The organism is Cutibacterium avidum 44067 (assembly GCF_000367205.1).
Classification (GTDB): domain Bacteria; phylum Actinomycetota; class Actinomycetes; order Propionibacteriales; family Propionibacteriaceae; genus Cutibacterium; species Cutibacterium avidum.
On the sequence record NC_021064.1, the window covers coordinates 1,402,366 to 1,420,709 of the forward strand.

At 63.6% G+C, this 18,344-nt stretch carries 17 protein-coding genes; 5 read left to right on the top strand and 12 right to left on the bottom strand.

Going from position 1 to position 18,344, the window contains the following annotated elements; all coding sequences use genetic code 11:
- Positions 1–3: 3 nt before the first annotated feature.
- A complete protein-coding gene (leuA, locus tag PALO_RS06405; protein ID WP_023033381.1) occupies positions 4–1,728 on the bottom strand; it encodes a 2-isopropylmalate synthase in 1,725 nt (574 codons plus the stop codon).
- A gap of 211 nt (positions 1,729–1,939) precedes the next feature.
- On the opposite strand from leuA, the gene PALO_RS06410 reads away from it, so the two are divergent.
- Positions 1,940–3,436 (top strand): amidohydrolase, encoded by a 1,497-nt coding sequence (locus PALO_RS06410; protein WP_015582883.1) that lies wholly within the window; start codon positions 1,940–1,942, stop codon positions 3,434–3,436.
- Between the two features lie 14 nt (positions 3,437–3,450).
- Here PALO_RS06410 and era read toward each other — a convergent pair whose 3' ends face one another.
- The 4 genes from era to PALO_RS06430 are packed head-to-tail and all read right to left on the bottom strand — an operon-like array spanning position 3,451 to position 7,253.
- Positions 3,451–4,473 (bottom strand): GTPase Era, encoded by a 1,023-nt coding sequence (gene era / locus PALO_RS06415; protein ID WP_015582884.1) that lies wholly within the window; start codon positions 4,471–4,473, stop codon positions 3,451–3,453.
- Positions 4,466–5,764 (bottom strand): hemolysin family protein, encoded by a 1,299-nt coding sequence (locus PALO_RS06420; protein WP_015582885.1) that lies wholly within the window; start codon positions 5,762–5,764, stop codon positions 4,466–4,468. The genes era and PALO_RS06420 overlap by 8 nt, the downstream gene beginning before the upstream one ends.
- On the bottom strand, positions 5,761–6,228 hold the full coding sequence (ybeY, locus tag PALO_RS06425) for an rRNA maturation RNase YbeY (RefSeq protein WP_015582886.1): 468 nt from the start codon (positions 6,226–6,228) through the stop codon (positions 5,761–5,763). The genes PALO_RS06420 and ybeY overlap by 4 nt, the downstream gene beginning before the upstream one ends.
- Positions 6,225–7,253 carry a PhoH family protein gene (locus tag PALO_RS06430; protein ID WP_015582887.1) on the bottom strand — a complete coding sequence of 343 codons (1,029 nt, stop codon included), beginning with the start codon at positions 7,251–7,253 and terminating at the stop codon, positions 6,225–6,227. The genes ybeY and PALO_RS06430 overlap by 4 nt, the downstream gene beginning before the upstream one ends.
- 36 nt (positions 7,254–7,289) lie before the next feature.
- Here PALO_RS06430 and PALO_RS06435 point away from each other — a divergent pair, with 36 nt between their 5' ends.
- Positions 7,290–8,432 (top strand): aminoglycoside phosphotransferase family protein, encoded by a 1,143-nt coding sequence (locus PALO_RS06435; RefSeq protein ID WP_171023486.1) that lies wholly within the window; start codon positions 7,290–7,292, stop codon positions 8,430–8,432.
- Positions 8,433–8,496: 64 nt separating this feature from the next.
- Here PALO_RS06435 and pip read toward each other — a convergent pair whose 3' ends face one another.
- Positions 8,497–9,501 (bottom strand): prolyl aminopeptidase, encoded by a 1,005-nt coding sequence (gene pip / locus PALO_RS06440; RefSeq protein WP_015582889.1) that lies wholly within the window; start codon positions 9,499–9,501, stop codon positions 8,497–8,499.
- A 37-nt stretch (positions 9,502–9,538) separates the two neighbouring features.
- Between pip and PALO_RS06445 the strand changes: the two genes are divergently transcribed.
- Positions 9,539–10,291 (top strand): queuosine precursor transporter, encoded by a 753-nt coding sequence (locus tag PALO_RS06445; protein WP_041710275.1) that lies wholly within the window; start codon positions 9,539–9,541, stop codon positions 10,289–10,291.
- 189 nt (positions 10,292–10,480) lie between these two features.
- On the opposite strand, the gene PALO_RS06450 is transcribed toward PALO_RS06445, so the two are convergent.
- From PALO_RS06450 to PALO_RS12855, 6 genes are all read right to left on the bottom strand, one after another.
- Positions 10,481–11,692 carry an ABC transporter permease gene (locus tag PALO_RS06450; protein WP_015582891.1) on the bottom strand — a complete coding sequence of 404 codons (1,212 nt, stop codon included), beginning with the start codon at positions 11,690–11,692 and terminating at the stop codon, positions 10,481–10,483.
- Positions 11,689–12,621 carry an ABC transporter ATP-binding protein gene (locus PALO_RS06455; protein WP_015582892.1) on the bottom strand — a complete coding sequence of 311 codons (933 nt, stop codon included), beginning with the start codon at positions 12,619–12,621 and terminating at the stop codon, positions 11,689–11,691. The genes PALO_RS06450 and PALO_RS06455 overlap by 4 nt, the downstream gene beginning before the upstream one ends.
- An 84-nt stretch (positions 12,622–12,705) precedes the next feature.
- Positions 12,706–13,362: a response regulator gene (locus PALO_RS06460; protein ID WP_015582893.1), complete on the bottom strand. Its 657-nt coding sequence runs from the start codon at positions 13,360–13,362 to the stop codon at positions 12,706–12,708.
- A complete protein-coding gene (locus PALO_RS06465; protein WP_051048746.1) occupies positions 13,362–14,663 on the bottom strand; it encodes a sensor histidine kinase in 1,302 nt (433 codons plus the stop codon). Before PALO_RS06465 ends, PALO_RS06460 begins: the two co-directional genes overlap by 1 nt.
- 95 nt (positions 14,664–14,758) lie before the next feature.
- On the bottom strand, positions 14,759–16,000 hold the full coding sequence (gene tgt / locus PALO_RS06470) for a tRNA guanosine(34) transglycosylase Tgt (protein WP_015582895.1): 1,242 nt from the start codon (positions 15,998–16,000) through the stop codon (positions 14,759–14,761).
- Between the two features lie 125 nt (positions 16,001–16,125).
- Positions 16,126–16,491, bottom strand: coding sequence for a hypothetical protein (locus tag PALO_RS12855; RefSeq protein WP_238137851.1), 366 nt, complete (start codon positions 16,489–16,491; stop codon positions 16,126–16,128).
- A 405-nt stretch (positions 16,492–16,896) separates the two neighbouring features.
- Between PALO_RS12855 and PALO_RS12860 the strand changes: the two genes are divergently transcribed.
- Positions 16,897–17,367 carry a hypothetical protein gene (locus PALO_RS12860; protein ID WP_015582897.1) on the top strand — a complete coding sequence of 157 codons (471 nt, stop codon included), beginning with the start codon at positions 16,897–16,899 and terminating at the stop codon, positions 17,365–17,367.
- Between the two features lie 102 nt (positions 17,368–17,469).
- A complete protein-coding gene (locus tag PALO_RS06480; RefSeq protein ID WP_041710060.1) occupies positions 17,470–18,321 on the top strand; it encodes an EamA family transporter in 852 nt (283 codons plus the stop codon).
- Positions 18,322–18,344: the final 23 nt, after the last annotated feature.

The window sequence follows — 18,344 nt, forward strand, 5'->3', positions numbered from 1 at the left end:
GGGTCAGCGGCGGGAGCGATTCACCGCGCTGACAACGGCTTTGAGGGAGGCCTGGGTGATGTCGGGATCGATTCCGACGCCCCAGAGGATCTGCGAGGTCTCGCCATCTCCGATCTCACACTCGACGTAGGCGGCGGCCTTCGCGGTGCCGCCGGACGTCATGGCGTGCTCGGAGTAGTCGAGCACCTGGACGGCGACGTCGAGGGAGGCCAGGGCGTCGATGAAGGCCGAGACCGCACCGTTGCCCTCACCATGGATCTGGGCGTCCTCGTCGTTGTTCCGCAGGTTGGCGGTGAGCTGGTAGGAGCCGGACTCCGTGGAGGTCGTGCGGCTGACCAGCTCGATACCGGGCACCTGCAGGTACTCGCGGTTGAACAGGTCCCAGATCTCGTCGTGGGAGACCTCGCGAGCCTGGTCGTCGGTGTAGTTCTGCACCGCACGGGAAAACTCGATCTGCAGACGACGCGGCAGGTCGACCTGGTGCTCGGTCTTCATGAGGTAGGCCATGCCGCCCTTGCCGGACTGGCTGTTGACGCGGATGACGGCCTCGTAGGTACGGCCGAGGTCGTGCGGGTCGACGGGCAGGTACGGGGCCTCCCAGCCGATCTCATTGATGTCAATGCCCTGGTCCTCGGCGCGCCGGGCCAGGTCTTCCAGACCCTTCTTGATGGCGTCCTGGTGGGAACCGGAGAAGGCGGTGAAGACCAGATCGCCGGAGTAGGGCTGGCGGGCCGGTACTGGCAGACAGGTGCAGTACTCGACGGTGCGGCGGATCTTGGGCATGTCGGAGAAGTCGATACCGGCGTCAACTCCCTGGCTGACGAGGTTCATGCCCAGGGTGACCAGGTCGACGTTACCGGTGCGCTCGCCGTGGCCGAAGAGACAGCCCTCGACGCGGTCGGCGCCAGCCATCTGAGCGAACTCGGCGGCCGCGACGGCGGTGCCACGGTCGTTGTGCGGGTGCAGGGAGACGCAGACATTCTCGCGGTCACGGATGGTGCGGCAGAAGTACTCGATCTGATCGGCGTAGGTGTTCGGGGTGCTCATCTCGACGGTGGCCGGCAGGTTGAGGATGATCTCGCGGTCCGGACCGGGCTGCCAGACGTCCATGACGGAATGGCAGACCTCGATGGCGAAGTCGGTGGAGGTCTGGCTGAAGATCTCCGGAGAGTACTCGTAACCGAACTCGACGTCGTCCAGGTACTTCTCGGCGTACTTGACGACCCACTCGGTGCCCTGGTGGGCCAGGTCGATGCACTGCTGCTCGTCCATCTTGAACACGACACGGCGGAAGAGCTCGGCGACCGCGTTGTACATGTGGATGGTGGCGCGGTGGGCGCCGACGAGGCTCTGCGCGGTGCGCTCGATGAGGTCCTCACGGGCCTGGGTCAGGACCGAGATGGTGACATCGTCAGGGACGATGCCGGACCCGACGACCTGACGGACGAAGTCGAAGTCAGTCTGGGAGGCTGAGGGGAAGCCGATCTCGATCTCCTTGTAACCCATCTCGATGAGCAGCTCGAACATGCGCATCTTGCGAGCCGGGGTCATGGGGTCGATGAGGGCCTGATTGCCGTCGCGCAAATCGGTGGACAGCCAGCGCGGGGCGTGGTCGAGGGTCTTGTCGGGCCAGGTGCGGTCAGGCAGCTTCTGCGGGACGAAGGGCTTGTAGCGACCGATGGGCATCTGGCTGGCCAGCTGACAGGGGAGGGGCTGAATTCGCGTCATCAGTGGTGGTCTCTCCGAAAGTGTGTGATTTCTCGGGCAGCCCGATCACCCGCAGCGAGGAGGCCACCCTTTCAACGGGTCTCGCTGCGGCACACAAGCAGGAGCGCGCGCGACATGTGTGTCAGAGTACACCGCAGTCGTGAAAACGTGGGATTCCTCTCAAATTCGTCCGAAGTCTGACATGGGCCACCGTAGGTGGGACCATCTGGTCATGCTGCTGCTTCACGACGCCCGCATTCTCGACCTGATTGACGGGTCCACTGGCGAACCCACCGATGTGTTGCTCTCCGACCGCGTCGTCGCCATCGGTCCGGAGGCCTGGCAGCGTGCCGCTGATTCCTCGGAGGCCGTGCGACGTGTCGACCTGGACGGACGCATCCTCATGCCTGGGCTGTGGGACGAACACGTCCACGTCGGGCAGTGGGCGTTGGCATCCCGAAAATTCCTCGTCAGCCAGACCGCTGATTACCAACAGGTCCTCGACGAGGTCGCGGCACACGTGGAACGACGCACGGATAGTGACGAGCCCATCCTGCAAGGGTTTGGTTTTCGGTCCTCGGTGTGGGACTCGAACCCGAATGCCGCACAGCTCGATGCCGTGACCGGAGACCGGGCAGCCGTCCTCGTCTCGGCTGATCTGCACTCGGTGTGGTGCAACACCGCGGCGATGCGCGAACTCGGCGTCCAGGGTGACGGATTCTTCCGCGAAAAGGCCAGCTTCGACATCCAGACCCAGCTTTCCCACGTCGATCCCCACGTGCTGGACGGTTGGGTCGGAAGTTGTGGGGGTGCGGCTGCTCGGCTAGGAATCGTCGGCATCCGCGACATGGAATTCGACACCGACGTCGAGACCTGGCTGCGGCGCGAGGCAGATGGACGCTGTCCGCTGCGAGTCGAGGTGAGCGTCTACCCCGAGCGTCTTGACGAGGCGATCGCGCAAGGGCTGGCCACCGGGCAGTCCCCCATCACTGAGAAGCCTGGTCCGAGCCGGGTCGCCATGGGCCCGCTCAAGGTCATCGTCGATGGCTCAATGTCAACGCGCACCGCGTGGTGCATGGATTCATATCCATCAGGTGGTGGGCCTGAGGGGACCGGAATCGACTCGGTCACGCCTGAGGACCTCGTCGAGCTCATGAGACGGGCGAAAGCTGCCAACCTGCAGTGTGCGGCCCATGCCATCGGTGATCGCGCCGTCCGGGAGGTCCTCGACGCCTTCGAGACGACCGGTATCTCGGGATCGGTGGAGCACGCCCAGGTCCTCACCGATTCCGACGTCCCCCGGTTCGCAAAGTTGGGAGTGCGAGCCAGCGTCCAGCCCCTGCACATGGTCGATGATCGTGACGCCACCGACGTCATGTGGGCCGACCGCGCCGATCGCTGCTTCCGATTCGCCGACATGGTGGACGCCGGGGCCGAGTTGGCGATGGGGTCGGATGCCCCGGTCTCCCCAGTCGATCCATGGGGTGCCGTACGGGTGGCCGTCGAGCGGACCGGGGACCATCGCCCGGGATGGCACATGGAGCATGCCCTCACCGTCTCCCAGGCCTTGCTGTCCAGTACTCGCCAGATCGCCAAGGTGGTCGAGGGCGGGCCGAGCGACGTCATCGCCGTGGGCCCCAACCCCTTCGACCTCTCCGGGAAGACACTGGCAGGGTTGACCAGTGACCTGACGATCGTCGGCGGAGAGGTGACGGCCTCAGCCATATGAGGCCGTCATCGGTCTCAGAACCCCAGCCGGTTGAGGTACTTCGGGTCGGACTGCCAATTCGGCAGCACCTTGACCTGCAGGTCCAGGTGAGTCGGCGTCCCCAGCAGAGCAGAGATCTGCTGCCTGGCCTGGGTGCCGACCTCCTTGATGTGGGATCCGCGATGACCGATCATGATTCCCTTCTGAGAGTCACGCTCGACGATGAGGGATGCGTGGACGTCGAGCAGCGGACGGTCCTCCGGCCGCCCCTCACGCAGCCCCATCTCCACGATCTCCACGGCCAGCGAGTGCGGGAGCTCCTCGCGCACACCCTCCAGGGCCGCCTCACGGATGAGCTCGGCGACGAGGGTCTCGGTCGGCTCGTCGGTGACTTCTCCGTCCGGGTAGTAGGCCGGCCCCTCGGGTAGCAGGGAGACGATAACGTCGTGCACCTCGTCGACCTGCTCACCGGAGACCGCCGAACAGGGGACGATCGCGGCGAACTCGATGCCGACCTCCTCCTGCAGCTTGTCGATGGCGGTGAGGTGCTCAACCATCCGCGCCGAGGAGACCAGATCCGACTTCGTCGCCAGCGCGATGAGTGCAGGCTTCCTGGGAAGGTCGGCGATCTGCTTGACGAGATAGGTGTCCCCCGGCCCGATCCGCTGGTTGGACGGCAGGCACACCCCGATGACGTCGACCTGGGTCCAGGTGTCGAAGACGAGGTCGTTGAGGCGCTGGCCCAGCAAGGTGCGCGGCTTGTGGAGTCCGGGAGTATCGATGACGACGATCTGGGAGTCCTCGTCGGTGACGACGCCGCGAATGACGTGACGGGTCGTCTGAGGCTTCGACGAGGCGATCGCAATCTTCGAACCGACCAAGGCATTCGTCAGGGTCGACTTGCCGGCGTTGGGACGCCCGACGAAGCACACGAACCCGGAATGGAACCCGGAGCGGGTGGACTCGGCCACCCTGGCGGCCACATAGTCGACGTCGGAGATCTCCTCGTCGTCACCGTCCATGAGATAGGCCAGCGAGGGCATCTCGTCGTCACTCATCGTCGTCCTCCTCATCGGGGTTTTCCTCGGGGGCTCGCTTCACCAGGCAGGTGTCCACCTGGTGACGTCGCCCGGTTGCCTTCTCTGCGGTGATCTCCAGCCCCTCCCAGATGATGACAGATCCGGGGATCGGGACGACGGACAATTCCTTGGCCATGAGGCCGCCGACGGTCTCGACGTCGTCATCGTCGACCTTGAGGTCGAACAGCTCACCCAGGTCGTCGACCGGCAGACGCGAGGAAATCCGGAAGACTCCGTCCTCGATCTCCTCGGTGAGAGTGGGCTCGGCGTCGTACTCGTCGACGATCTCGCCGACGATCTCCTCGACGATGTCCTCGATCGTCACCAGGCCAGCAGTGCCACCGAACTCGTCCACGACGATGACGAGGTGATTACGGTCACGCTGCATCTCGCGCAGCACCTGGTCAACCGGCTTGGAATCGGGAACGACGACGGGCGGACGCATGATCGACTCGACGGTCTCGGACGCGTAGCCCTCAGGGTTGTCGAGGACTCGACGGGAGAGGTCCTTGAGGTAGACGACCCCCCGAACATCGTCGAGGCTCTCACCAATGACCGGGACCCGGGAGAATCCGGAACGCAGGGCCAGGGACATGGCCTGACGCAAGTTCTTGGACCGCGGGATGAAGACGACGTCGGTACGCGGGACCATGACCTCCTTGGCGAGGGTGTCACCCAGCTCGAAGACCGAGTGGATCATCTCGCGCTCGCCGGCCTCGATGAGGTCGGAGGCCTCGGCGTAGTCGACCATCTCGCGCAGCTCGGCCTCGGAGGTGAACGGCCCCTCGGCGTATCCCTTGCCGGGGGTCAGCGCATTGCCGATGAGGATGAGCAGGGCTGCGATCGGGCCAAGGATCTGCGCCAACACACCCCACGGTCGCGACCAGAAGGTGCAGATGGCGGTGTCATGCTGGCGACCCAGGGTGCGCGGCGCCACTCCCCAGGCCAGGAAGTCGACGAGGACCATGATCGCCACGACGACGAGCACCTGCTGCCAGGGCAGATCGAAATGGCCGAAGATGAGGAAAGCGACGAGGGCCGTCGCCGTCACCTCGGAAATGACTCTCACCAGCATCGCGGTGTTGATGAAGGGGGCGGGATCGGCCACCATGTCCTGCACTCGCAGGTGAGGCTTCCACCCATCGGCGGCCAGCTCCTCGGCCTTGGAGTGGGACATGTGCTGAAGGGCCGTCTCCATGGCCACGTTGAGGCTTGCCAACACCGTGAAGATGAAAGCGATCGCAAGAACGACCCATTCCTGCTGCGTCACCGCTGACCTGCCTGTTCTCGATGATCATCCCATGCGGCGATGATCTCGTCGTTGAGTCCGAACATGACGCGCTTCTCCTCCGGCTCGGCGTGGTCGTGGCCGAGCAGGTGAAGCAAACCGTGGATGAGGAGGTATTCCGCCTCCCCGTCGGGGGTACGACCGTTCTCGGCCGCCTGGCGAGCCGTGACGGTCGGGCACAGCACGATGTCGCCGAGCAGACCTGACGGCGGGTCCTCGTCGTCGCCGGGAGCACGCATCTCGTCCATGGGGAAGCTCAGCACGTCGGTCGGTCCGGGAAGGCCCATGAACTTCTCGTGGTAGGCCTCCATCGTGCCCTCGTCGACGAGGATGATCGACAGCTCCGAGGAGGGATGGATGCGAAGCCGGTCGAGGGCGAAGGTCGCCAGTCCGACGAGCCCCTCCTCATCGGCCGGGGAGCCGGACTCATTGGTGATGTCGATCATCGGGTCTTCCTGTTCTTGCGCGGGTTCCTGGGGCCGTATGACTCGGCGACGGTGTCGTACCGGTCGTAGGCGGCGACGATCTTGCCGACGAGACGGTGACGGACGACGTCATGGCTGGTGAGGTTGCAGAAGGCGATGTCATCGATACCGTCAAGGATGCCCTGCACCACTCGCAGGCCGGACTTCACCCCGCCGGGCAGGTCGACCTGGGTGATGTCGCCGGTGACGACGATCTTGGATCCGGACCCCAGACGGGTGAGGAACATCTTCATCTGCTGGGGCGAGGTGTTCTGGGCCTCGTCGAGGATGACGAAGGCGTCGTTGAGGGTGCGGCCACGCATGTACGCCAGCGGTGCCACCTCTACGGTTCCGGCGCCGATGAGACGCGGGATGGAGTCCGGGTCGACCATGTCGCGTAGGGCGTCGTAGAGCGGACGCAGGTAGGGGTCGATCTTCTCCGAGAGTGTGCCCGGCAGGAAGCCGATCTTCTCCCCCGCCTCCACGGCCGGACGGGTGAGGATGATCCGGCTCACCTGCTTGGTCTGCAGGGCCTGGACCGCCTTCGCCATCGCCAGGTAGGTCTTGCCGGTACCGGCGGGGCCGATGCCGAAGGTGACGGTGTGGGCGTCAATGGCGTCGACGTAGCGCTTCTGGTCGAGGGTCTTGGGGCGAACCGTCTTGCCACGGCTACTGAGGATGTCGGCCGTCATGATCTCGGCCGGCCCCTCCCCATTGCGGGTCATCGCTACGATCCGGTCGACGTCGTCGGCAGACAGTCCCTGACCGGTACGGATGATGGTGGTCATCTCGGTGAGGATGTCGTTGGCGTCGGCAAGATCGGCGGGATGCCCGGCGAGGTGAATCTCGTTGCCCCGTACCAGGATGTCGGCACCAAGGGCGTCCTCGAGATGCTTGAGGAACTCGTCGTTGGGGCCGACCAGGGTGACCATGGGAATCGATGCGGGCACCGTCACGACTCGGCGCGCCTGGCCGGGGTTGCCGGTATCGGTGTTGTGGGAGTGCAAGGTGGTGGTCAGGGTTCTCTCCGGTATGACGCGAATGTGTACTCTCCCACTGTAGACGTAGCCAACGACTGTATTGGTCGCCGCGGTAGCCAGGAGGTGGAGATGGGACTGGGCTGGCTCGACGACGCCGCGTTCGTCCTGGGCACGGAGTTGTCCCTTGACGAGGTTCTGCGCGACGGGGTGCGCACCAGCGTCGCTCGGTGCTGGGTGGACGGTTCCACCGTGGCCAGCGAGGGGGCCCACACCGTCATTGCCAAGTGTTTTCGATCCAAGACCATGGCCCACAACTCCGGCGGTTTCGGGATCGTGCGGGAATGGGCTGGATTGGCGACGGTCCCCGGGGCGCCACGGTTGTTGGCCGCCGACCTGGATCTCGGGGTCATCGTCATGGCCGATCTCGGCGAGATGACGACCTTGGCCGATGTGCTGTCCGGATCTGATCCTGATGCCGCTGTGGAGGCGGCTCGGGCGTGGGGACGCGGACTGGGGGCGACGATGCGCGGGGCCGATGTGGCGACCTTCCGACAACTCATCAGGAAGGCCGATCCAGGGACGCTGTCCTCAGGCGGTCCGGCCTCTCCTCGGCTGCCAGGGCGTGGGGCGACGAGGCTCGCTGAGCTGTTGGACGACAGGGTGCTCAGCGCGGAGGCGTCGGCCGAGATCGGGCTGTTCGCCGAGCTCGCAGGCGGGGATGACGCCGTCCTCACCCAGGCTGATCCGTGTCCGGGAAACATCGTCATTCCCGCTGATGGGGGTGACGCCACCTTCATCGACTTCGAGGCCAGCAGCGTCCATCATCCCGCGGTCGATCTCGCACATCTGCAGGTTCCGTGGGTCAGTTGTGACGACTCTGGCCAGGTGAGCGAGGTTTTCAGGGAAGCTGCCATGGCCGGGTATCGGGAGGTCGGCCCCGAGGTGAGTGAGGACATGGTTGCCCTGGCTGCGGCTGCGGCCACCTTGCAAACCACCGAGTTGTCGCTGGGCCCGTTGCGGCGACGGGAGGCTTCCGGACGGTTCGGAAGCGGGCGTCAGCGTCTGGTCTCGCGGTGGCGGTGGGTGGCCGAGCACCCAGGAAGATCTCCGGAACTGGCCCGGATGTGTGGGAGAGCGGCTGACCTGGCCGTCCAGGATTGGGGTTGGCCCGGTGAGTTGGGGACGGTTCCCTGCTTCCGTGGGTGATCAGTCCGGAGGACAGCCCAGGAGGGCCGGCACCTCTTGACGCCGGCCCTCCGAGAGTCAGATCTCAACCGCGGAACTGATCGGTGGCCTTGACCAGCTCGGAGGCGACGAGCGGCTCGAAGGCTGAGTGACCAGCCAGCACGATGCGCAGATCCGCGCTCGGCAGGGCCTTGGACAGGCTGACGGCGGTGACGTCTGGGCAGCACATGTCGTAGCGGCCCTGGACGATGATCGTCGGGATGTCGGCGAGCTTGTGGGCATCGCGCAGCAGCTGCCCCTCAACCATGAATCCGTGGTTGACGAAGTAGTGGTTCTCGATGCGGGCGAAGGCCAGTGCGAACTCCGGATCGGAGAACTCCTCGACGTGGGACGGGTTGAAGGACAGCGAGGTGGTCGCTCCCTCCCAGGTCGTCCAGGCCACGGCGGCGGGGCCGTGGACATCGGGGTCGTCGTCCCAGAGCAGGTCGTAGTAGGCGGCGATGTTGTCGCGGGAGAAGTCATGTCCAGCTCGACGCAGCGGCTCGCAGAACTTGTCCCACAGCTCCGGGTACACCTCGGAGGCGCCGAAGTTGTAATACCAGTCGAGTTCCTGCTCACGTAGGGTGAAGATGCCGCGCAGCACCAGTTCGGTCACCCGCTCGGGATGGCTCTCGGCGTAGGCCAGGGACAGACACGATCCCCAGGATCCGCCGAAGACCTGCCAGCGCTCAATACCCAGCAGCTCACGGATCTTCTCAAGATCCTCGACGAGCTTCCAGGTGGTGTTGCTGGTCATCTCTTCCGGAGTGCGAGCCTTGGCGATGTGCGGGGTTGACAGGCCGCAACCGCGCTGGTCGAGGACGACGATGCGGTAGGCCTCGGGGTCGAAGAAACGACGGCGCTCGGTACCGCCACCACCGCCAGGGCCACCGTGCAGGAAGACCACCGGCTTGCCGTCAGGGTTGCCGCACTGCTCGACGTAGAGCTGTTGGCCATCACCCACATCGACCATCCGGGTGTCGTAGGGCTCGATCGGCGGGTAGAGATCCCGCTGTGGGCTGATGTTGAGTTCCGGGGTTGCAAGGGTCACGGAATCCTCCTTTGGTCGTGGTCGTCACTTCGATGGTATTCGTCAACATGGTTACCATTTCGCCGTGACATTAGACTCCACCAGCCGCAGGTCATCTGCCACCGTCCGTCCGACATATGCCGATCGCGGCTCTGGGCACTATGACATCCTCCTGACCCTCATGTGTGTCGTGGTCATCCTGTCGAACATCGGCGGATCGAAGGGAGTCCAGCTCGGCCCCATCACCACCGACGGCGGGTTCTTCCTCTTCCCGCTCGCCTACGTCATGGGAGACATCACCACTGAGATCTACGGGATCAATGCGGCTCGCCGCGCCATCGTCATGGGGTTCATCTGCTCGATCCTCTCGGTGCTGTGCTTCTGGGCGATCATCGCCCTGCCAGGGTTCAACGACTCCTACTCAGTGGCTCATGACGCCGCCCTCGAGATGTCGCTGGGACCGCTGTGGCAGATGGTACTGGCCGGGGCATGCGGATTCCTCGCCGGACAGTTCACGAATTCGGTCATCATGGTTCGCCTCAAGGCCAAGTGGCTGGAACGTGGCCTGGTCGGTCGTCTGATGGGGTCCACCGGCGCCGGTGAGGCCGTCGACACCGTCATCTTCTGTGCCATCGCGGCACCGGTCGTCGGAATTACCAGCTTCCGGCAGTGGTGCAACTACGCCTTCTTCGGATTCTTGTGGAAGACCCTCGTCGAGTACGCCTGCATCCCGATCACGACTCGGATCATCGCCTGGATCAAGAAGCACGAGCCGACCTACCAGGAGAGGCTGGCAGCGGCCCAGCACTGACGCCGTACCTCGAAACACCAGCGAAGTCTGCCGACAAACGCCGGTGGGGAGGTTGCCATCACGATGTCGGGCCGCTTTTAGCAGATCTCGCTGACGGTCCCGTACACCGGCGTCTTCGAACGTCACGACATGACACAACGGTGCGGGCCCCATCAGGACCCGCACCGTCACACCTTGCGGCGCCGAACGTCACGCCACTGATTCGTTCTGCTTCCAGGCGTTCTTGAAGCTGACCCGACCGTTCGTCTGCAGGATCGAACGTCGGTAGATCCTCTCTCCGGCGAGCACGGCGAAGACCGTGAAGACGAGGGTGACGATGATCGAGATGATCGGTTCCCACCACCCCGCGCGGTGACCGAGCATACGTAGCGGCATGAAGATCACCGAGGCGATCGGGACGTAGCTTCCGATCCTGCTGCTCAGGCCATCGGGACTCGACATCGAGAACACCACCCAGAAGTAGATGATCATGATGAGGTACATGAGCGGGGAAGCGGTATTCTGGAGGTCCTCATTGCGCGAGGCCATCGATCCAGCGGCGGCATACAGGCTTGCCAGGGCCACGAATCCGACGAGGAAGAACAGCAGGAACCACACCACCGACCACGACATCGCGACCGTGATGATGTCCGACCAGTGCGAGAAGGACACGGCGAGCATGCTCATCCCGCAGATGATGATGAGCTGGCCCACCGCCAGCACCGTGTTCCCGATGATCTTGCCGATGAGTAACTGCCGGGCAGGTACCCCCGTCAGCAGGATCTCCACGATCCTGGACTGCTTCTCCTCGACCACCGAGTTGGCGATCATCACGCCGTAGGTGATCGCCGACATCATGAACAGGATGCTGAAGACGATGGCCAGGGTGTACCCGACCGCTTCCGATGTGCCGTCCGATGGCTTCACCTGTCCGGTCTGAAGGGACATCCCCTTGGCCATGGCCGAGGCGTCAACCCCAGCAGCCTCGGCATTGTCAGCCACTGCTGTGATGGCCACCGCTCTCTCCATGATCCCGGTGGACGACCCGTCAGCCGAGGGGGTCTTCTCGTACCCGTCGAGGTGCCACTGGCCGTCCTCCTCGTGCAGGTAGACCGTGTTGTCGTCATCCTGGAGCTTGCGATGGGCCTCGTCCTCATCAGCAGCTCGAACCACCTCGATCTTGTCCACCGATCCTTTGGCAGCCAGGTCCCGCTGGGCCACCTTGACGACGGCAGCGGCCTTGTCATCGGTCACCACCACACTGTCGTGGTCGTGGTTGGAGGAGATGATGGACGACACCACCGGAATCGCCACGATGAGAAGCACCGTGATAATCATCGAGATGATGAATCCCTTGTCACGCAGCTTGATCCCGATCTCGCGGGCAGCGACCAGACGCCAAGCGGCAGATGTGTTCGTCATGACTGGGCCACCTCTCGGTAGATCTCGCCCAGGCTCGGGCGAAGGTGGGTCAGCTCAACCAGCCCGCCACGGTTCATCGATTCGGTGACGATGACGTCGAGGAGACGGTCGACCTGAGTGGGATCAGGGAATTCGACGAGAGCGGTGGTCCCGTCGACGTCGACGACCGTCAGTCCTGGCAACGAGCGCAGCCAGCCAAGATCGTCACGCGCTTCCACCCGGTGACGACGCGGACCGGCCTCGCGCAATTCCTCGATGGTGCCATTGGCAACCATGCGTCCCTCGTGCATGATGATCATGCGATCGCACAGCCGATCGACAAGGTCGAGCTGATGGGAACTGAAGAGGACCGCGACTCCCTGAGCGGTCTTCTCCCTCAGCACGTCGGCCATGGCGTCGACGGCCACCGGATCGAGCCCGGAGAAGGGTTCGTCGAGGATGAGGGCTACCGGATCGGCGAGCAGCGATGCCGTCACCTGGACCCGCTGCTGGTTACCCAGGGACAGCTTCTGCACCTGCTCGCGGGCACGATCAGCCAGCCCGAACCTCTCCAGGTATTCCATGGCCTCGGTGCGGGCCATCCGTGCCGAGGCCCCCTTAATCCGAGCGAGGTAGACAAGCTGATCGATGACCGGCTGCTTGGGATAGAGCCCTCTCTCCTCGGGCATGTACCCAACAGTGCGACGGTCCTCGGCCGTGATCGGCCTGCCTGACCACAACACCTGACCCGATGTAGGTTCCAGCACCCCGACGATCATCCGCATCGTCGTCGTCTTGCCAGCGCCATTGGCACCGACGAAACCCGTCATCCGGCCTGAGGGGATCTCAAAGTTCAGATGGTCGACAGCCACCAGATCCCCGAAAGTCCGGGTCAGTTCATCGACCCGAATCGACACCGGTTCTCGGCGGCGCATGTCCGTGTCGATCATGGCTACCTCCTGCGTCCTCGATCTGCGATCACATGACCATCACACCCAATTCCCGGTCATTGCACATCGGCGGCAAGGTGGATTTCAGTCTCGAGAGAACTCCCCCACACGGATGAGCCCCGACTCATAGGCCAGGGCGACGAGCTGAACCCGATCTCGCAGGTCACACTTCATGAGGCAGTTGGAGACATGGGTCTTGACGGTCGCCTCGGAGACGATGAGTTCTTCGGCGATCTCGGCATTGGACAGGCCCCGCGCCACCAATGTGGCAACCTCGATCTCGCGGGCGGTGAGCTGCTCGACTCCCCTGCCAGTCACCGTCCTACCCTGGTGCACCGACCTGGCGATGACGCGGCGGGTCACCTCGGGAGCGAGCAGGGCATGCCCATCGGCGACCTGACGCAGACCCGCGACGAGGGACTCGGCGTCGGCATTCTTGAGCATGAATCCACTGGCTCCGGCATCGAGGCCATCGAAGAGATAATCGTCTCGGTCGAAGGTGGTGAGGATGACGATCTTGACGTCGCTGAACTCGCGAATCTTCGCGGTCGCCTCGATACCGTCCATGATGGGCATCTGGACATCCATGAGGACGATGTCGGGAGCGGTTTCCCTCACCACGTCCACCCCTTCGGACCCATTGGCAGCCTCTCCGACGACCGTGATGTCGGGCTCCACCGCGAGTATGAGACGGAACCCCTGCCGAACCAGTTTCTGGTCGTCGACCAGCACGACGCGCATCAGTCCTCCCCGTCCTTCATGTCCTCGATCCTCGTCTCCTCGCCATGATGCATCGGCATGACGGCGCGGACCCGCCATCCACCGACCCTGCGCGGACCCACCTCGATGGTGCCGCCCAGGGCCTCGACCCGCTCGGACATCCCGACGATTCCCACCCCGGTCGAGGGAGCCGATCGAATCGGCCGGCCATTGTCGGTGACCTCCACCTCGACCTCGTCCTCGCTGCAGCGCACCGACACCGTCACCTCGGTGGCACTGGAATGACCCTCCACATTGTTGAGGGATTCCTGCACGATTCGGTAACAGGTGTGGCCCAACAGTGGGCCGACCATGGAGTCGTCGCCGACCCGAAGCAAACGCACTGATGCCCGACGCTGCCCGTCACACAACCGGTCCAGGTCAGTCAGACCGAGACGCGCGCGGGACTCGTCACCGGCTCGCAGGGATCCCAGCAGGGAACGCATTTCAGTGACGGCCTCCCGGGACTCCGACTCCACGATTGCCAGGGCCTCTCGCGCCAGACCCGGACCGACGTCGAGGGCTCGACGAGCACCCGCGGCATGGATCCCCACGACCGACACGTGGTGCGCCACCGAGTCGTGCATCTCTCTGGCGATCCGCAATCTCTCGTCGAGGACCGCCTGCTCTGCCAGCTGGGTACGCTGCCGTTCAATCGTGGCGGCCTGACGGCGAACCTCGGCCAGGTCTCGCGCCCACAGCCAGGACACCTGCCCCACCAATGCAGCTCCGACGACGAAGGTGACATTGACGATGACATAGGTGAGGACAAGGTAGATGACCCCTTCACCGTTGCCGTCAGGATTGATGATCTTGAGCTGCTCGGTGAGCGACCTCCCGAAAGCCACCATGACGGCGACCCATCCCATGATGACGACGAAGACTGCCAGCATCGATCCCCATGCGATCCGACGTGTCCGCACCCACACCATGAGGGAGTAGTAGGAGAAGAAGAAGGCCAGGGTCGACACCCAGTTCGTCGCCACGTACGGCGTCGTGTAAGTGCCGATGATCCAGACCAGAGTCATGACGGCGGCCGAGGCGATCGGCACCACCCGTCGGAAGGAGACAGCCACGGCAAGGACCATGACGACGATGACGTCAGCTGCCCCGAGGGTGTCGAGACGGACTTGAAGAGCGGCCAGCAGGAGCCCACCGGCACCCACAGCCAGAGCGACGAGCACCCCGACGAGCACGTCAACAGCGGGCAGGAACCCCACTCCCGGGATCTGCCAGCCCTTCTGCTCCGGCACTCGCCGACGCCACAGGTCGTCCATCGCCATGAAGGACACGATCGACTCTCGCACGTCCCCGAGCGTAACGAGTGGCGCCGTCAATCTCCTCCGTCGCGAGGATGAGATGAGGGAGAACAGGCTTGTCAGTTGGCCTTGGCCAGCCTTCCACCATTGGCATTCCAGCGACCCATGAACTCGGTCTCGAGGGCATCCAACTCCCCGTTACGCATGGCAGCGCGTATCTGGTCGACGAGCCGAACCGTCCAGCGTTCGTTGTGGATCGTCGCCAGGGTGTTGGCAAGCATCTCCTTCGCCTTGAACAGGTGGTGGAGGTAGGCACGGGAGTAATGGGTGCAGGTGTAGCAGTCGCAGCCCTCCTCCAACGGACCGAAGTCACGCCGGAATCGAGCGGTGTTGACGTTGTAGCGCCCGTCGACGGTGTAGATGGCGGCGTTGCGGGCCACCCGGGAGGGATTGACGCAGTCGAAGGTGTCGGCACCAGCACGGCAGGCGGCGAAGAGGTCGTCAGGCTCGGAGATGCCCAGCAGGTGACGGGGACGATCCTCCGGAAGTTCCTCGGCACACCAGGTGACGATCCGCCCGAGATTGACCTTCTCGATGGCACCTCCCAGGCCGAAGCCGTCGAAACGCTGGCTGTCGATCTCCATCTGCGACAGATCCCGGCAGGCCTTGCGGCGCAGGTCCTCGTACTGGGCTCCCTGGATGACCCCTAAGAGAGCCTGGTACGGCTTGCCGACCCGGGCCTCGGTGAGGCGACGATGCTCAGCCAGACAGCGTTCGGCCCACCGTCGCGTCCGCTCCAACGCCTCCTCCTGGTAGGAGCGGGTATTCATGAGCGTAGTCAGCTCGTCGAAGGCGAACATGATGTCCGCACCGAGATGGTGCTGAATCCCCATCGACACCTCAGGAGTGAAGCGATGGAGGTCACCATTGAGCGGGCTGCGGAAGGTGACGCCGTCGTCGTCGACCATGGCCTTGCGGTCGGCGTCGGCAGCAATGACGTCTTCCTCGGTGAGCTCCGAGACGTCCATCGCCAGGGTCTTCTTGAACCCGGCGCCGAGACTGAGCACCTGGAAGCCGCCGGAATCGGTGAAGGTTGGGCCGGGCCAGTTCATGAACCGTCCCAGTCCGCCAGCCTCGTCGACGAGGTCTGGCCCCGGCTGCAGGAAGAGGTGGTAGGCATTCGCCAGCACGGCTTGAGCTCCCAGCTGCGCCACGGACTCAGGCAGCAGGGACTTGACGGTGGCCTTGGTCCCGACGACGACGAAGGCCGGCGTCTCGATATCACCGTGCGGGGTGTGGATGACGCCAGTGCGCCCATAGGAGTCGTCGAGGTGCGAGGTGACGTCGAATCCGAATGGCATGGGCGTCATTGTATTGACGAGTCCCCCCTGGGCGCGCCGGGCCAGAGGGGACCAGGGACACCACCTTGTCCCTCTCCGGTACGGCCCCTACTGCTAGCCTGTGGCTACGCTGTGAGCAATGTGGCTCACCTCCGGGAAGTACTGAGGATGGAAACCGCGCCAATAACCATGAGAGAAACACGCAATCGACACAAGCGCACAAGGTTCGCGACCTGCATGGTCGCGGCGATCTGTCTCATCACGACCAGCGCGTGCGGAAAAGTCAGAACGAGTTCCATCAGTGAAGCCGATACGCTTCCCGACGACGTCAGGATCGCCGCATCCTGGAGCCAACCAAATGACCCCATCTTCAATCGCTCGGGTTTTCTGTCCCTCGACGGCGACACCACCCATGAACTCAAAAAACTTGAAAACGCACCCCGATACACCAAAGCCAGCTCCGATAGTGATGGAAATGTCGACTTCATTGACTTTTCCAACATGTACGTCATAGGGAAATCCGGAACTAGGATCATACCCCGTCACGATTCTTATGTACCGGATTCACAATTCATCAACCCATACCCCCTCGGCGGCGGAGAATTCGCCTTCTTGTCAAATTGGGGCGAGGATCCATCAAATCCCGACGGGTACACATTCCTCCTCGAATTCACCAACGGCGCTTCGATGCACATACCGCACTGGGTGTCTGAAATTATACTGTGTAACAATCAGATCTACGGGCTATCATATAACACAAACCATGACCCTTCAGGGGTACAATTATTCCGTGTCGACCGGCAGCACCACAAAACAGTAGATCTCGGAACTCTTATGAGACCCCGGTGGGGATTGACCCCCAACAGCGGCCTCGCATGCCACGGGAGGGATCTCGTCGTGCGCTTGGGAGCAACGTCATGGAACAAAAAGCGACATATCCCCAAACCACCTTGGCATTCTTTGATCTGGAAACAGGATCAGCCCGGCAGATCCCGATCACCGATGAACACGGGAAACCCCTCAATACGATCGACGGCAGAGGAGTCCGCGAGGACAGCGGCTCAGACGCGGTCATCATGGGACATGAATTCATCTGGACCCTCCTGTCCGGGCAAGTCGTGGCCACTGACCTGACCACTGGAAAATCCCGCCTCATCGTGAACACCCACTTGGCCGCAGACCAGGGAAAGTCACCCCGAATCCAAGGCAAAACCGTCGGGGTGGTCGACACCGCCACCGACAGTCCTGTCATCAGACTTTACGACCTGGAAACCGGCGCCATGATCAAAGAAGTGGACCCATCAGCAGCAAAGAAAGCCCAAGAACGCTCCGGAGGCTTGTTCACCGGCCTGACCCTGTCAGGATTCGCCCTGGTGGTGCCGCGCTGAGGTCAGCCACAGAACCGATACACCGAGTGTGGGGCATCGATCCAGACCCTCCAGGGCACGGCGAACCGACAGCAGCGCCATGATCGTGGCAGGTACGCCACTATGGTGGGCCCCGTGCGCGGAGTTTTTCTCATGTTAGGAGCTGTCCTCTCAGTTCAAATCGGGGGAGCTTTGGCTGCCACCCTCATCCCTCAGGTGGGACCGCTGGGAACCGTTGCGTTGCGAATGTCGCTGGCCGCCCTTCTCATGGCCCCTGTCGTCAGACCTCATCTACACGGCCACACCCGCGACGACTGGATGAGGGTGCTGGCTCTGGTCATCGCCCTGGGCGGCTTGAACACCGCCTTCTACTTCTCCCTGGAGCGATTGCCGCTGGGTGTGGCGGTGACCGTCGAGTTCCTCGGGCCACTGGGGATGGCCGCCCTGGGAAGCCACTCAGTGCGTGACTGGTTGGCGATCCTGCTCGCTCTGGGCGGTGTCGTCGGGGTCTCCGGTGCCCTCAATGCCGATTGGGCCAGCATCAGCATTCTCGGCCTCCTGCTGGCCTTCACCGCCGGTATCTTCTGGGCCCTCTACGCCAAGTCAGCACAGCTCGTCGGGGCGAGTTGGTCGAAGCTCGAGGGGTTGTGGTGGGCCATCGCGCTGAGCTCGGTCGTCCTGCTGCCGATCGGATTCGTTGCCCAGGGGGCTGACCTCGTCCAGCCCCGTCACCTCCTCATTGGTCTCGTGGTAGCTCTGATGTCCTCCGCCCTGCCCTACAGCCTGGAGATGTACGCCCTGCGCCACATTGACACCACGGTCTATGGCGTCTTCACCGGTATGGAACCGGCCGTGGCCGCAACTGCAGGATTCTTCATCCTGGGCCAGACCCTCACCCCGGTGCAGATGGTCGGCATGGCTTTCGTCGTCGCAGCGGCCTGGCTCGTCATGGCCCGCGGCCGTCAGCACGACTGACTACGCTGGTCGGTACGAACCGC